Raw genomic sequence first — 15367 nt, 5'->3', positions numbered from 1 at the left:
GCAAAGCAATCATTGAAATTATCGTCGTTTTTTCATCAAAAAGATGATTTTATAGTGAATATGTTAGTTTTTTGATTCCGGTCGAATTTAAAATACTAAAAATATTAGTATATATTTGTGATGTAAAATGAACGAGATGGAGCAAAATAAGCATATCATCCACATGGATCAGGACGCCTTTTTTGTATCTGTTGAGATGCGTAAAAACAGCAGCTTGACGGGAAAGCCTGTTATTATTGGTGGTACCTCTGATAGAGGAGTGGTTACTTCTTGCAGCTATGAAGCCCGTAAATTTGGGGTACACGCAGCCATGCCCTCCCGTATGGCAAAACAGCTTTGTCCACATGCTATCTTCATAAAGGGTAATATGGACGATTACACCAAAGCATCACAGGAGATTACGGCAATTTTGGCGGAGAAAGTCCCCTTGTTCGAAAAGGCGAGCATTGATGAACATTACATTGATTTAACGGGCATGGATCGCTTCTTTGGTTGCATGAAATACGCGCACGAATTGCGACAGTTGATTATAAAAGAAACGGGTTTACCGATATCTTTCGGCTTATCCATTAACAAAACGGTATCGAAGATGGCGACGAATGAATGCAAACCGAATGGAGAACAAGAAGTGCAATCTCGGGATATACGCTCTTTTATGGATCCCCTATCTATAAAAAAAATCCCGGGATTAGGATCCGCTACCTACATCAAGTTGAGTGAAATGGGAGTTCGTTATATTCGCAAGCTTATTGAGATTCCACCCGAGATGATGTTTAAAGCGATGGGACAAGCTGGCCTGACCCTTTGGCACCGGGCAAATGGCGTCGACCCCACACCGGTAGTACCTTATCGAGAGCAACAGTCAATCGGAACACAGCGTACTTTTGCAGCCGATAGTATGAACATCGAAGTGATTAAGGAACTTTTAGTAGCGATGGTGACCAGCATTGCCTACGAGCTTCGACAAAAACATAAGTTAACTGCTTGTATTACCGTTACCATCCGTTATGCCAATTTCGAAACGGTTACAAAGCAGGCAAAAATTGCGTATACCTCGTTGGATCATATATTGATATCGAAAGCCAAAGAACTTTTTGAAGCCGTATACAATCGCCGTATGTTACTTCGATTGATCGGCGTCAAATTATCCCATTTGGTAGGTGGGCACGAGCAGATTCAGCTTTATTCAGCCTCCGAAAAGCATTATAGTTTGTATCAGGTGATGGACAAGGTACGCAATCGGTACGGTGAAGAGGCTATCGGCTTAGCTTCTTCTTTACAGTTGGATTGGTAGTATGTATTTGAATGTTCATAGCTCTTACAGTTTGCGTTACGGTACAATTGATTTAGATGTACTTATTGAAGAGGCGCGTAAGCTCGGCATTTCTGAGATAGTCTTAACCGATATCAATAACTCTTCAGCGAGTATGGACTTTATCCTGAAGGCACGAGTTGCAGGAATACGTGCCTTGGTGGGAATAGAATTCAGAAAGGAGGATCGGTTACTGTACATAGGCATCGCCCGGAACAGGAAGGGTATGAAAGAGCTGAACGATTTTTTAACCTATCACCAGCTCTGCGATTTGGTATTGCCGGAGCGAGCGCCTGTATTCGAACAGGCCTATGTGATTTATCCCTTCAAGGCAGTGTCCTTTATGCTGGCGGAACACGAATATGTGGGTGTACGACCGCAAGATATTAACCAGCTTTTCCGATTGGATATGGCCCTTATTCAACGGAAACTAGTGGCGCTTTATTCGGTTACATTTCAGGATAAAAAACATTACCGGCTCCATCAGTATTTAAGAGCGATTGATCAGAATACATTATTGACTAAGGTGAACGAAATCGCCATTTGTCAAGAGACGGAGTCTTTACGCCCCTTAGAAGAGTTACAGCGATTATACAGCGGTTATGAATATCTTTTGGACAATGCCCATCAACTTTTAGCAAACTGCTCTACCGATGACTACCACTTTGGTCGATTAAACAAACAAACATTTACCGATAGCAAAGCCAATGATGCTATTTTGCTGGAGAAACTGACCTTAGCAGGTATGCATGATCGTTATGGCTCCGGAAATATGCAGGCAAAGCAAAAAATTGAAGCCGAGCTTGCAGTGGTTAAACAGATGGATTTCTGTGCCTACTTTCTCATCACCTGGGACGTTATCAATTATTCCAGAAGTCGTGGTTTTTATCACGTAGGACGCGGATCCGGGGCAAATAGCACGGTGGCTTATTGTTTAGGTATCACCGATGTTGATCCCATTGCCCTGGATCTATATTTTGAGCGCTTCTTAAATTCAAAACGAAGCAGTCCGCCCGATTTCGATATCGATTATAGCTGGCATCAACGGGAAGAAATACAAGCATATCTGTTAAAGCGTTACGGTATTGCTTATACCGGGCTGCTGGGCACCATCAGCACCTTCAAAGGACGCTCCGTCATACGGGAAATTGGTAAAGTACTTGGGTTGCCAAAGAGCGAAATCGATAGCTTTACCGATCCTACACAAGATGCAGTCAATCAAGACAACCCGACCTTCCGGAAAATCATGGCGGTTTACGAGCTAATGGATGGGATGCCAAATCAACGATCCATCCATGCCGGAGGGGTATTGGTAAGTGAAGAGCCGATCACCTTTTATACGGCTTTGGACTTGCCGCCTAAGGCCATGCCGACAGTACAATGGGACATGTATGCAGCCGAAGCCATCGGTTTAGATAAATTCGATATCTTGAGTCAACGCGGCATTGGCCATATCAAGGAAGCTGTTGAACTGATCCGACAAAACAAGGGGAAATCCGTTGATATTCACGCTGTCAAGTCTTTTCTGATCGATGAGCAGATCAATCGGCGTTTAGGCGCGAGCGATAGTATTGGCTGTTTTTATATTGAATCACCAGCGATGCGCCAGCTTTTACAAAAGCTCCAATGTCGGGATTACCTGACTTTAGTCGCTGCCAGCTCGATCATCAGGCCCGGCGTGGCCTCGTCCGGTATGATGCGAAACTATATTTATTATTTTCATCATCCGGATGAAGTAATCTATTTACACCCTGTTATGAAAGAACAGCTAAAAGAAACCTATGGCGTGATGGTGTACCAGGAAGACGTTATTAAGGTATGCTATCATTACGCCGGATTGGATTTAGCCGACGCCGATGTGCTCAGACGGGCGATGAGTGGTAAATATAGGAGTCGAGATGCCTTTCAAAAATTAATAGATAAATTTTTTCTCAGTGCCAAGACTATCGGTCGAGACGAAGCAACCACTGAAGAAGTGTGGCGCCAAATTTCCAGCTTTGCCGGCTACAGTTTTTCCAAGGCCCATTCCGCTAGCTTCGCCATAGAGAGCTATCAAAGTTTATACCTTAAGACCTACTTTCCTCAGGAGTTCATGGTTGCGGTATTGAATAATTATGGGGGGTTCTATGCGCGCTGGTTATATGTGCACGAGCTAAAAAAAACCGGTGCAACCGTTCATTTGCCCTGTGTTAATAACAGCGAAGAAAAAGTGACCATTAACGGACGCGACGTTTATTTGGGTTTAATAGGTATACAGGGACTTAATGAAGATTTCATAAAATTGATTCCCTGCGAACGGGTAACAAACGGGCCTTTTCAAGATTTAACCGACTTTATTAGGCGAACCGATATTGGTTTAGAGCAACTTGCTATACTGATTAAAGTTGGCGCGTTACGTATTACCGGGCGCACGAAAAAAGAGTTGCTATGGGATAGTCATTTATACATGGGCGGATCAGTCAAACCAAAAAGGGATAAGGAGTTGTTTGCCATCGTTAATAAGCAATACACAATGCCGGTACTTCCGGATGAACGTTTGGAAGATGCCTACCAAGAGCTTGATTTACTAGGCTATCCCTTGACGCTTACGATGTTTGATATGCTTAAAACCAGCTATCGAGGCGACGTAATGGCAAAGGATTTGCTGACACATGTCGACCAAACGGTCAAAATGGTCGGTTTATATGTGTGTGAAAAAACGGTACGCATGAAGAACCAAAAGAAAATGTGGTTTGGTACATTTTTAGATGTCCATGGAAACTTTTTCGATACCACCCATTTTCCAGGTCGTACGCCCATTTATCCTTTTAGAGGGCATGGTTGTTATCTCCTATTAGGTAAAGTGGTGGAAGACTTTGGCGTGCCAAGCATTGAGGTGGAGAAATTTGCCAAACTGCCCATTCAGGATAATCCTATTTTGGGGTGAAGTTGAGGGGGTAGTTAAGTTGTTGAGTAGTTAAGTTGTTGAGTGGTTAAGTTGTTGAGTAGTTGATTTGTTGAGTGGTTAAGCCGTTAAGTTGTTGAGTAGTTAAGTCGTCGAGTAGTTGATTTGTTGAGTGGTTAAGTTGTTGAGTGGTTAAGCCGTTGAATTTCTACCGACTATTTCAACTATTTCCCTACTCAACTATTTCCCTACCCGACTACTCAACTAATTCTCTACTCAACTACTTCCCCTTCCATTAATCGATGGATTAGCTTGGGATGTTGATTGGCATAGCTCATGATGAGGTGCATCATATAATCGTTGGATGGATAGCGGGTTAAGGTGTCTTTTATCTCTTCAGGATGGTTGATATCACTTTCATAAGCAATGTATCCGATGCCAAAGAGCTTGCCTTTTTCTACCCAAATACAACTTTGTTCGTCTTCTGTGCGACCTTTATCAAGAATTATGAAGGAGGGTAGCATTTTCGCTAAATTATCTAAAGCGGTATACATGCGCTCGTTATAATTATCCTTATTCTCCTCTCCTATGCAGGCTCCCAAACAGCCACCATTTCTGTGGTTCAAACAAGCACCTTGCACCTTTTGTATTCCATTCAATTTGGGGCAGAGCCGATGCTCCTGGATCAGTCTGTTAACGAGGTTGTAAGCTTCAATCACATTTCCAAAACTGCAAATAGCCTGTTGAAAGCGTTGATGCTTATCAATAGCCACACGTATGTAGCCTTTTTGATCCTCATAGCTATATAGCCCATACTTGGGTTCAAAGCGTTTAAGGGCCCGGTTGTTTTCAGGCCATAATCTTTTGATTTCGACTGCCTCGAGCAAAAAAGCTATCAATTCTGTTCCGCAGCTAACAAAGTCAATATCATAAATGCTTCGCATGAAATTCTGACGCTGCGGGTTAGGATTTTGGCCTGAAAAATGAGCAGATACTCGTTTTTTGATGTTTTTTGCTTTTCCAACATATACCACTTTTCCCTTTTGGTTTTTAAAGTAATAGACGCCGGGTGTTTGAGGTAAGCGTTCAAAATTTTCCTTGGGTAAGTTAGGTGGCAAGGCCTGTTCCTTCGACGCTTTTTTAAGCATAGCCTGTATAGCGTCCGGGCCTTTCTCGAGCAATAGGGAGAACAAAATCCCGGTGGCAGTAGCGTCTCCACCTGCGCGGTGACGATTGGTTATGGAGATATTCAATTGCTGACAAAGTTTGCCAAGACTATAAGACGCGAATCCCGGTAATACTTTGCGACTTAACCGGACCGTGCACAATTTTGGGGCATTCCAACTATAGCCACAAAAGGCCAGGTGATGCTTTATAAAGGAGTAATCAAAGTTTACATTGTGTGCAACAAATATCCGGCCTTCCAGTAGTTGGTAGACAGTGGCGGCTATTTCTGCGAAGGTGGGTGCATCTGCAACCATTTCATTACTGATGCCTGTTAATGCCGTAATATGAAGTGGAATATGCGCTTGCGGATTGACCAGTGTTTCATATCTATGGCATATACCGGCACCATCATGGATGCAAATGGCGATTTCGGTAATCCCATGACCGGCCGCATGTCCCCCGGTAGTTTCAATGTCAACAATAGCATATTCCATGAAAAGCAAATATACTAAAAAAATTAGTACACAAAAAAAGAAAAAATTTGTGTATCAAAACATTTTTGTCTAGGTTTGTCTATTAGATTACTATACTTTATTATTTTGAATAATATGGATCAACACTTACAAAAATCGAAATTAATTGCATCGTTTATTTCTTCCTTATTAAAAAACAGCATGCGAATGCATGTGCAAGTCATCTGCTGCTAATTAGGCGGTACTCACCCTATATTAATCAAATTAACTGACAATTTCTTATGAATTTACAATTACTGCGGTACGTAGGCATACTGCTCATACTGTTGCCTACATTAAATTTTGCCCGGCAACGTACGCTTACAGGAACGGTGCTGGACGAAAACACACAGCCCATTGCAGGTGCATCCGTGCTGGTTAAGAATACCACGCAAGGAACCCAAACAAAGAGTGATGGAACATTCTCTCTTGAAGTAGCTGACAACAGCGTTTTGGTGATCTCTTACGTCGGTTATCAACCAAAAGAAGTGGTGGTTGGTGACGAGCAAAAGATCCAAGTGAGTTTAGTGCCTGATAACCAGCTTTCTGAGGTGGTGGTTACTGCCCTAGGTATTAAACGGGAGAAGAAAGCATTGGGATATGTCGTGCAAGATGTGAGCGGCGATGTGCTCAACACCCGACCCACCAATGCACTGAGCGCCATTTCCGGTAAAGTGGCAGGTTTACAGATTATACCCTCCGGCGGCAATATGGGAGGATCAACGCGTGTTTTGCTTCGTGGTATAAAATCCATTACCGGTAATAATCAACCGCTTTACGTTATTGATGGAACCCCTATTGACAATGCCGATTTAAATACCGCTTCCACCATTGGGGGAAGTGCCGGTAAGGACGTAGGGAATATGATACAAGATTTAAATCCGGATGATATTGAAAATATTTCGGTATTGAAAGGTCCTTCCGCAGCGCTTTACGGAAGTCGTGCAGCCAATGGCGTTATTTTGATTACAACGAAAAAGGGAAATAATAAGGAAAAGACTGAGATTAGCCTGAATACAGGAATTGAATTGGAACAAATAGTACGTTTGCCAAAAAGACAAAAACTATACGGACAAGGTTATAGTACCGAGTTTCCGCAGGCTACGATTAATGGCACAACGTATAATATTGTTGATTATGCTGCCGACGAAAGCTGGGGCCCTCGTTTGGATGGCACACCCGTTTTGCATTGGTATAATTTAGACCCCGGATACCCCGAATATTTGAATCCTGAGCCTTGGCTGTATCCCGAGCACGATGTCAATTACTTTTTTCGCACGGGTATTGCCAATACCAATAATCTGGCGATCGCAGGAAGCAGTGGGAAAACAAGCTATCGGCTATCGTATACCAATAAGAATGTCCGCGGAACTGTTCCAAATGCCAGCTTAGGACGTAATACATTGAGTTTTTCAGGGTCTACAGGACTGGGAAAGGTAACGATTTCCAGTAATCTTAACTACGTTAAAAATAACTCAACGGGTAGACCTTGGACCGGTGCTTCCAATCGGAATATTATGTTAGAGGCTTTTCAATGGGGAGGTGTGCAAGTCGACTATAAGAAGCTGAGCGATTATAAACGACCCGATGGAACCCCTAGACCGTGGAATCGAACCGGCTATCGCGATACACCGGGCGATCGTGCTACGCGTTTTATTGATAATCCCTATTGGTCGGCTTATGAGAGTTACCTGGAAGAGAGCCGCGACAGGTTATATGGTAATGTCGGGGTGTCGGCTCCTATCAATTCGTGGCTTAATTTGAGTGGTAAAGTTTACGCAGATATTTATCAATATCAATATCAAGATCGTATCGCAGTGTATTCCCGCTCACAGTCTATGTATCAGGAATATAGTAATAATTTCCATGAATTCAACTATGAATTTCTGGCAACCGCCAATAAACAATGGACCGACTTCTCGCTATCCGGTTTGGTTGGTGGTAACATTCGGGATGCGAATCGTCGCGTCAGTGATCTCCAAACGGGTGGACCCTTAGTAGTTCCGAATTACTATGACTTGCGGAATTCAAGTGGTATCTTAGCCAATAATGGACATGGTTTATTTAGAGAACAAGTGTATTCGATCTTTGGCAGTTTTTCTGCCGGTTGGAAAAATATGCTCTATTTAGACGGTACCTTACGGAATGATTGGTGGTCTACCCTACCTACTAACAATAATTCTTTTTACTATCCATCGCTCACAAGCAGTTTTGTTTTCAGTGAATTGGAAGGAATAAGAAACATTCCTTGGATTGACTACGCCAAATTCAGATTGGGCTGGGCGGAAGTCGGTAACGGTGCAGCACCCTATAGCTTAGCACAATTATATAGTTCGTTACCTGCATTTAATGGCCAACCGTCTTATACGCAGCCTGATATCATGAACAATCCCAATTTGAAACCCGAACTGACTAGTACTTGGGAAACGGGATTCGAGTTTCAATTGTTTAAAAATAGATTAGGCTTAGACGTTACCTATTACAATAACCGTAGTAGAAACCAGACAATTGCAGTTCCGACTTCCGATGCTTTTGGATATCAACAGAAATTCTTAAATGCAGGTCTAATAACCAATAAAGGATTTGAAGTAATCCTAACCGGAGCACCGATAAAAAATGATCGTTTCGAATGGAATAGTTCAGTCAACTGGTCGTTAAACCGTAATAAAATCGCCCGTTTATATGAGGGCATCAGTACGCTCGAGCTAAACAATACACTGGTGTCATTAGTAGCACAAGAAGGAGAATCCTATGGACAAATCAGAGGTTATGACTTTGTTTATGCTCCTGACGGGCAACGCGTGGTGCAGGAGGACGGTACTTACTTACGTACTTCGCAAATGACAGATTTAGGAACTGTGCTACCTGACTATTTAGTAGGCTTTCAAAACAGCTTTAAGTATAAAAACTTTACACTTGGATTTTTAATCGACGCACGTGTTGGAGGGCATTTCTTCTCGCAAACCTATAAAGTAGGTATGTACGCAGGAATCCTGGACCGTACTGCTGCCAATAATATCCGAGAAACGGGTATCGTAGTAGATGGTGTAAAAGCGGATGTACAGTTTAATCCGGACGGAAGTTATAACGTAACGAATACAAGGCCAAATGATACGCGGATTAGTGCACAAACCTGGGCACGTAATGAATATAACGGGCCCACCACCTTTAGTGTTTTTGACGCCACATTCGTGAAGTTACGGGAGATTACACTCGGGTATAATTTTCAGCTGAAACCGGACGGAGTAATCAAAACGTTGGGTATCAACGCTTATGGCCGTAACCTTTGGAATATTTATACTAAAAGTAAATACATTGATCCTGAATTTACCAATAGCGGAGGTAATATACAGGGGATTGAAGGAGGAAATCTACCAATACCTGCCACCTACGGTTTAAATGTGAACGTTAAATTTTAATTTGAGAAGACAATGAATCTTTATAAAAATATCTTATTTCTCCTTCCCCTAGCGTTTTCAGGCGCTTTGATCTCCTGCTCTGACGAGAAGCTGGCGGAGATCAACGAAGATCCCAATCGCCCGGGAAATGTTCCTACACCAACGATTCTGTTGACGGCGGAGAAACAAATAATGGACAATATCAGAAACGAAAATTTTTCGTTACGTGGAACGATGCTTTTCGCCCAATATTATAGTCAGAATATCTACACCGATCAGTCGCGTTATGATATTCCACGTTCTTATTCCGACGTCTTTTGGGCTAACTCTTATAAGGCACTGAATAACTTGAACCAAATTATCAAGTTAAATACCGATGAGCTGACAAAATCGGTGGCAAGTGCCGGAACAGCTGGTAGTAATGCGAATCAAATTGCGATTGCACGTATATTGAAAGCTTTCACCTTCCATTCCCTGACGGATGTTTTTGGCGATGTGCCCTATGAATCCTATGGAAATAAAGACCCTGAATTTGAAGCGCTGCAACAAAATCCCGACAATTATACGCCGGTGTACGCGTCACAGGAAAAAATATATGTTGATATCCTAAATGAATTAAAGGCGGCAGGCGATACCCTGTTGAAGTATAAAGGGCAAAATACTTTCGGCAGCTCGGATATTATATACGCAGGCAGTAATGAAAAATGGGCTAAATTTGCGCAATCACTTCGGTTACGCTTGTCTACGCGTATCCGTGTGAAACTTCCGGCTGTTTCAGAAGAACATTTTTCGGATGCCTTGGCAAAAGGTGTATTTACGTCCAATGCAGATAATGCCGCTTTTAAATATTCCAGTGGTGCACCAAATGAAGCCCCCCTCTATCGAGCGACCGTTACCGCGAATAGAAAAGATTTTGCGGTTTCGCATGTTTTGGTAAATGTATTAAAAGGAGAATTAGGACCTTTTAAGACGGCCGACCCGCGTCTACCGCGTTACGCTTTACCTAATGAGCGCCAAATTTACATAGGTCAGCCTTACGGATTACCTTTGGAAGCAGGAGGTATTAATGGGCCTACTGCCATTAGCTTACCAGGAGCCATTGTGAATGCGCCCGACTTTGCGGAAGTCTTACAGGAGTATGCCGAGGTGGCTTTTTTAATTGCCGAATACAATAACTGGGATGATGCAAGCTACCGAAAAGGTGTAGAAGCTTCTTTAACTAAATGGGGTATTGATGGTGCGACTGCGAAATCATATGCTGATGCCTTGCCGGCGGCGAACAAAGAAAATGTCTTAACGCAAAAATACCTGGCTTTGTACACTCAAGGCTTGGAGGCTTGGTCAGAAATCCGTCGTACCGGTTATCCTATATTTTTAGTGAAACCTGGAGATGTTGTTTGGAGTAGGCAAACGGAGAACGGAATCGTCAACTATACGTTCCAGCCTATTTTCGGAAACGGCATTCCGAAACGCTTATATTATCCGAATAAAGAGCAAAACGTTAATCGTGAACATTATCAACAAGCCTTGGCACGTCAAGGCGATGACGTGATTACAACAGCGCTTTGGTGGAATAAGTAATCAATCTTAGTGCATGAACCGTATAGTAGTGTTACTAACTACTATACGGTTTCTTTTATCTTCCTTCCTCTCCCACCCACTTGGTCTTTGGTCGCTACTTATTCGCTACTTTACCGCTAAAAGTCCACTAAATGGTGGATAAATGCGGATATAACGTGAAGATACCGTGAATATACAGTGTATGGACCCCGAAGGAGGGTCGAGCGAAGTGCCTCTTTTTATGGGATCAGGACTGGTGTTTGAGTTTAAGATTCCCACACAGCTCTTCAAACATTTCACCCGGTTTAACGCCTATGGCCAAGGCGATAAGATATAATTCCTCGATTCGAACATGCGATTTTGGATTAATGGAAAGCTGGCTCAACCGATAAGTACTCAAACCCGTCTTTCTGGAAACTTCCGCTTTGTTAATTGATCGCTTTGCCAAATATAAACCCAGTGCTGTCAAGTTCTATGTTCTCCTTTATTTTCCATAAAATTAGTTTAAGAACGTTTAGCTAGTTAAAGTATTTGTAAATGGATGTATTTTACCTATTTTTGTAGAGAAAAAACAAATATTTTGAGCTGGTTAAATGGTTGAGTAGGGTCTTAAGTGATGAGTGTTGCCTGCCTGCCGGTAGGCAGGAATGATGAACGATGAATTTTTGCGTAGCGAGAAAGTTTAAAGTGTAGAATAAAGCCTACAGCTTACAGCCTATAGCCTAACATGGACATAAGACAGGAAGAAAGCCCGCAACTCACAACTCGCAGCTCACAACTAAAAATAAAACCTAAACATATGGAATTACATGAAAAACTAAGATTTCTACGTTACGCCAATGATTACAGTATGGCCTATGTGGCTTACAAGTTGAAGCTTACTAAAGAAGAGTATGAGCAGCTGGAGTCGGGTGAAAAAAAACTAACAATAGAACAAGCTAAATTGGTTGGTATACTTTATTCGATGACCAGTGATGAGCTAATGGGGCCGCACCTCGATCTGGATGAAGAAGTAAGCTGGCAGAATTTGGTGACTGATGATAACGTGAGGCAAGGACATTCACCCACTTTAGAGGAACTTAAAAATGAGTTGATTAATATTAAGGAGCTACTTCAGGTTTTAGTAGAGAAATTGACAGAAAATGATAGTAGTACCTACTATAAAGATCGATGATATTACTAATAAAATAAAGTTCACCGCTTCCTGCCTACCGCAGGCAGGCAAAATTTACAGGAATGGTAATGCGTCCGGTGCTGGCTGTATCACTTCAAGACTTCTTTAGCTACTTTATCATTTCCATCGATACGATGTTTGTATTTCAAACCTAATATCTTCGCCAATAGTGGATAGATATGAATATTCTCAAAGGCACCGATCGTTAAACCTTCTTTAAAGGCGGGTCCCCAAGCGATGAAAGTAGCTCGCATTTCCGGTGTTTCATAGGGGTCAAATCCATGTGCTCCGGGATGTGGTTTCTTATTGGAAAAATAATAAGGTGCTTTCGCAACCAATACGATATCGCCTATTCGGTGATATTTGTCCTCTTTTTTTCCGTAATGATAATTGCTTGGTACTTGATCACTTAGATAGGCATCAAACTTATCAGACTTTTGAATGGATTGGTAAATCGACTGAAGGTTCTTTTTGTCTTTCACATGTATATTTACAAGTGTGCCATTTGAAGCAATGATCACTTGCGTTGTATCGACTTTAAAAGGTAATGGCAAGGGTTCGTCTCGATTGATGGCCTTCATACCATGATCAGAAACGAAAATAAAACTGACAGGAAGTCCCGTTTGTTGTACGGCGATGTTGAGGGCATTAACGGCAGAATCAATGAAGTGCACCGCTTTTTTCGTCTCGGTTGCATCGGGGCCATAGAGGTGTCCTGCATGATCGACTTCGGGGAAGTAAAAATTAATGAGGTGCGGACGTTTTTCCGATGGTAATGATAGCCAGTTCACAACAGTCTGTATGCGTTTTGCTATTGGAATCTTTTCATTGTAAGCATAATAATAAGACGGCAACATTCCACCAATAGCTGCTTCCGATCCCGGCCAATAAAAGCTAGCACTCAGTAAACCCTGTTGCTCGGCAAGTGTCCAAATGGGGATACCGCCATACCAAGCCGGATTCTTGACGGCCTTCGCATTTGACATGCTATATCTTGCTTGCATTTTCGGGTCGTAGATATTATTTCCAACCAAGCCATGATGCGATGGGTACATGCCCGTTACGATTGTATAGTGGTTGGGAAAGGTAATGGAAGGAAATGACGGAATCAGTGCTTTGGCACTTACGCCACTTGACGATAGTTGTTGTAAATGAGTTGCCTGGAATTTTTCTGCGTAATCATACCGAAAACCATCGGCAGAGATCAGGATTACATAGGGTTTGTCTTGTTGCTTGGCTACATTTTGACGATTTGGAACTGATTTTTGCGTGGTGTCTTGGGCATGCGTAGGTGACACCAAAAAAACAGCTAATGCGACACCTAGCAAATAAGAAAAAACTCTTGTTACCATGACGCGATTATAGGTATTTTACTTGACTTAAATGTTAGCTGAAGGTTATTTTTAGCTCTAAGGTGTTAGGTGTAGGTATTAGCTATCAGCTATCGGTCGTCGGCTGTCAGCTTAGGTGTGTTTGTTGAGTAGAAAGCGGGTTTCTGACGGTCATATAAAGAAATTCGTTCGCCGACAAGGGAAAAGTCAGAAACTTGACTATCAATATAGCGTAGCCTGTTACCGACGTAGATTATTGTGTTATCAAAATGTTTTATTGACCTGTCGAAATGATTGATTGTGCTATCGAAGTTGAGTATAATGGTATCGAAATACGGCATTTCGGTAGCGGAATACGTAATCGTGCTATCGAAATGATTGATTCCGCTACCAAAGTTGAGCATCAAGGTATCGGAGTACGGCGTTTCGGTAGCAGAATACGTCATCGTGTTATCAAAATAATTGATTCTGCTATCAGTGTTGAGCATTACGATATTGAAATACAGTGTTTTGCTAATGAAATAACCCATTGTAATACCGAAAATAGCAATCATTTTTAGATGCCTTCAGGGAAATTGCTTTTAAAAGATAACGTTTATTTTAACTAATTTTTTCATTTAATATAATGTTCTTTATCCTTGATGATAAAGAACCAAACAACCGAGAAGCTAGCTTCGAGCTCATGAATACCTTTTAAAACAAACACAAATGAATAATCAAGGCTCTGTAGGCTACCTTGCACCTGATTGCAAAGCATTCATGGCGCGTATTGGAGCCGTTTCACTTCCTCAATCCGCTTAGATATTGCGACATGAACGATAATGCACATACTTTGCTGCTCGTTGCATCGGTATCCTCCAAGGCCGTTTTTCCCAACACACTGGCTATATACAAAGCTAAAGCTAGTACGTCCGGTTAAAAGTAAAAGCCTATCGTTCTACTAAAATGCCTCCTCCAAAATTTACAGTCAGCACTGGGAGGCACTACCGCTCCTGTAAATTTTGCCTGCCTGCGGTAGGCAGGAAGCGGCGATTTTATTCACTACTTCATTATTTTCAAAGGTGTTCATGGACTTCCTACGGTCGGCTCTTGGCTTCTTTTCTTTCGCGGACCTTCCCGTTAGGGAAAGCTTGAATGCCTTAAAAAACGAAAACTTAATGAAAAGAAAGAAGTCAAAATAAACGTTCTTATAATATATACATCTTCATCTATTAGGTTAAAGGTGAATTCCTTGCAGATTCCTTTGTTAAGTTAAGAGCTGATTTCTGAAAGTTGTTGTAGCTCTTTTTTAGCTAAACACGTTACGATATAATAGATATAAACACCTTATTATGGAAAGAAAAATGTACCTTTTTGTTTTTTTTCTGTCTCTCTTTTGCATCGCTTGTGATAAGAGTGATATGGACTATGAAAATGACTATGAGCAGAGTTATAAAGCTTGGTTGGATTTTAAAGAATCGAGTAATAATTCTTATAGATATGTGGTAAGTGGAGCTACATGGGCAGGTGCGGCATGGGAAACAACTATTACCGTAAACAATGGAGAAGTAACGGGGCGAGATTTTCGTTATACTGTTTTTAATGATATCCGAATGCCAGCAGACGGTTGGAATTTAGAAACTGCTCAGCTAATGCTTGATAGTTTATCAAAGAGGTATCAGGGAAACACCGAACATTTACCCAGTGCAGACAGTATGCTGAAAATGCTAACATGGTCCGAGAATCAGGCTAACTTAAACAATCACGCAAATACGGGCGGTGCACTAACTTGCACCTTGGACCAAATATATGAAAAGGCAAAGAGTGATTGGTTGAAGAAACGGAATAATGCTCAAACCTTCTTTGAAGCAAAGAATAATGGTATCATTTCCTCTTGTGGATTTGTGGAGGACAATTGCGCGGACGATTGTTTTAGGGGGATTACGATAACTTTGGTTGAAGGGATTTAATTCTGCCCCAAAATAATTTTCGGTATCAATGAGGTAACGAGAACCAACATCTATTCTAGAAAAGTGGACCTTTATAAATA

At 41.8% G+C, this 15367-nt stretch carries 10 protein-coding genes and 1 pseudogene; 7 read left to right on the top strand and 4 right to left on the bottom strand.

The features are described from left to right. Positions 1 to 136 precede the first annotated feature (136 nt). On the top strand, positions 137 to 1294 hold the full coding sequence (gene dinB / locus E0E36_RS21760) for a DNA polymerase IV (RefSeq protein WP_130857741.1): 1158 nt from the start codon (positions 137 to 139) through the stop codon (positions 1292 to 1294). Position 1295: 1 nt separating this feature from the next. Beyond that, the gene (dnaE, locus tag E0E36_RS21755; RefSeq protein ID WP_130857740.1) at positions 1296 to 4238 is read left to right on the top strand and encodes a DNA polymerase III subunit alpha; all 2943 of its coding nucleotides are present in this window, start codon (positions 1296 to 1298) and stop codon (positions 4236 to 4238) included. Between the two features lie 230 nt (positions 4239 to 4468). Here the strand turns inward: dnaE and E0E36_RS21750 are convergent, their stop codons facing one another. Then, complete coding sequence (locus E0E36_RS21750; protein ID WP_130857739.1) at positions 4469 to 5857, bottom strand: exonuclease domain-containing protein; 1389 nt, start codon at positions 5855 to 5857, stop codon at positions 4469 to 4471. A gap of 260 nt (positions 5858 to 6117) precedes the next feature. Between E0E36_RS21750 and E0E36_RS21745 the strand changes: the two genes are divergently transcribed. The 3 genes from E0E36_RS21745 (at position 6118) to E0E36_RS28230 (ending at position 11170) form a co-directional block, all read left to right on the top strand. Then, positions 6118 to 9294, top strand: coding sequence for a SusC/RagA family TonB-linked outer membrane protein (locus E0E36_RS21745; RefSeq protein ID WP_130857738.1), 3177 nt, complete (start codon positions 6118 to 6120; stop codon positions 9292 to 9294). Positions 9295 to 9306: 12 nt separating this feature from the next. Beyond that, positions 9307 to 10854: a SusD/RagB family nutrient-binding outer membrane lipoprotein gene (locus tag E0E36_RS21740; protein ID WP_013666690.1), complete on the top strand. Its 1548-nt coding sequence runs from the start codon at positions 9307 to 9309 to the stop codon at positions 10852 to 10854. 181 nt (positions 10855 to 11035) lie between these two features. After that, the gene (locus E0E36_RS28230; RefSeq protein WP_256377680.1) at positions 11036 to 11170 is read left to right on the top strand and encodes a hypothetical protein; all 135 of its coding nucleotides are present in this window, start codon (positions 11036 to 11038) and stop codon (positions 11168 to 11170) included. Positions 11171 to 11179: 9 nt separating this feature from the next. Here the strand turns inward: E0E36_RS28230 and E0E36_RS28075 are convergent. Continuing rightward, positions 11180 to 11233 (bottom strand): annotated as a pseudogene (locus tag E0E36_RS28075) (hypothetical protein); the annotation flags it as partial. Positions 11234 to 11632: 399 nt separating this feature from the next. On the opposite strand from E0E36_RS28075, the gene E0E36_RS21730 reads away from it, so the two are divergent. Continuing rightward, the gene (locus E0E36_RS21730) at positions 11633 to 12007 is read left to right on the top strand and encodes a hypothetical protein (protein WP_130857736.1); all 375 of its coding nucleotides are present in this window, start codon (positions 11633 to 11635) and stop codon (positions 12005 to 12007) included. Between the two features lie 89 nt (positions 12008 to 12096). Here the strand turns inward: E0E36_RS21730 and E0E36_RS21725 are convergent, their stop codons facing one another. Further along, a complete protein-coding gene (locus E0E36_RS21725; RefSeq protein ID WP_130857735.1) occupies positions 12097 to 13359 on the bottom strand; it encodes an alkaline phosphatase family protein in 1263 nt (420 codons plus the stop codon). A gap of 89 nt (positions 13360 to 13448) precedes the next feature. After that, positions 13449 to 13892, bottom strand: coding sequence for a hypothetical protein (locus E0E36_RS21720; protein ID WP_130857734.1), 444 nt, complete (start codon positions 13890 to 13892; stop codon positions 13449 to 13451). A gap of 777 nt (positions 13893 to 14669) precedes the next feature. On the opposite strand from E0E36_RS21720, the gene E0E36_RS21715 reads away from it, so the two are divergent. Then, on the top strand, positions 14670 to 15287 hold the full coding sequence (locus E0E36_RS21715) for a hypothetical protein (RefSeq protein ID WP_130857733.1): 618 nt from the start codon (positions 14670 to 14672) through the stop codon (positions 15285 to 15287). Positions 15288 to 15367: the final 80 nt, after the last annotated feature.

This window comes from Olivibacter jilunii, from assembly GCF_900607235.1.
Lineage (GTDB): Bacteria > Bacteroidota > Bacteroidia > Sphingobacteriales > Sphingobacteriaceae > Olivibacter > Olivibacter oleidegradans.
This window is presented reverse-complemented; position numbering and strand designations above follow the sequence as displayed.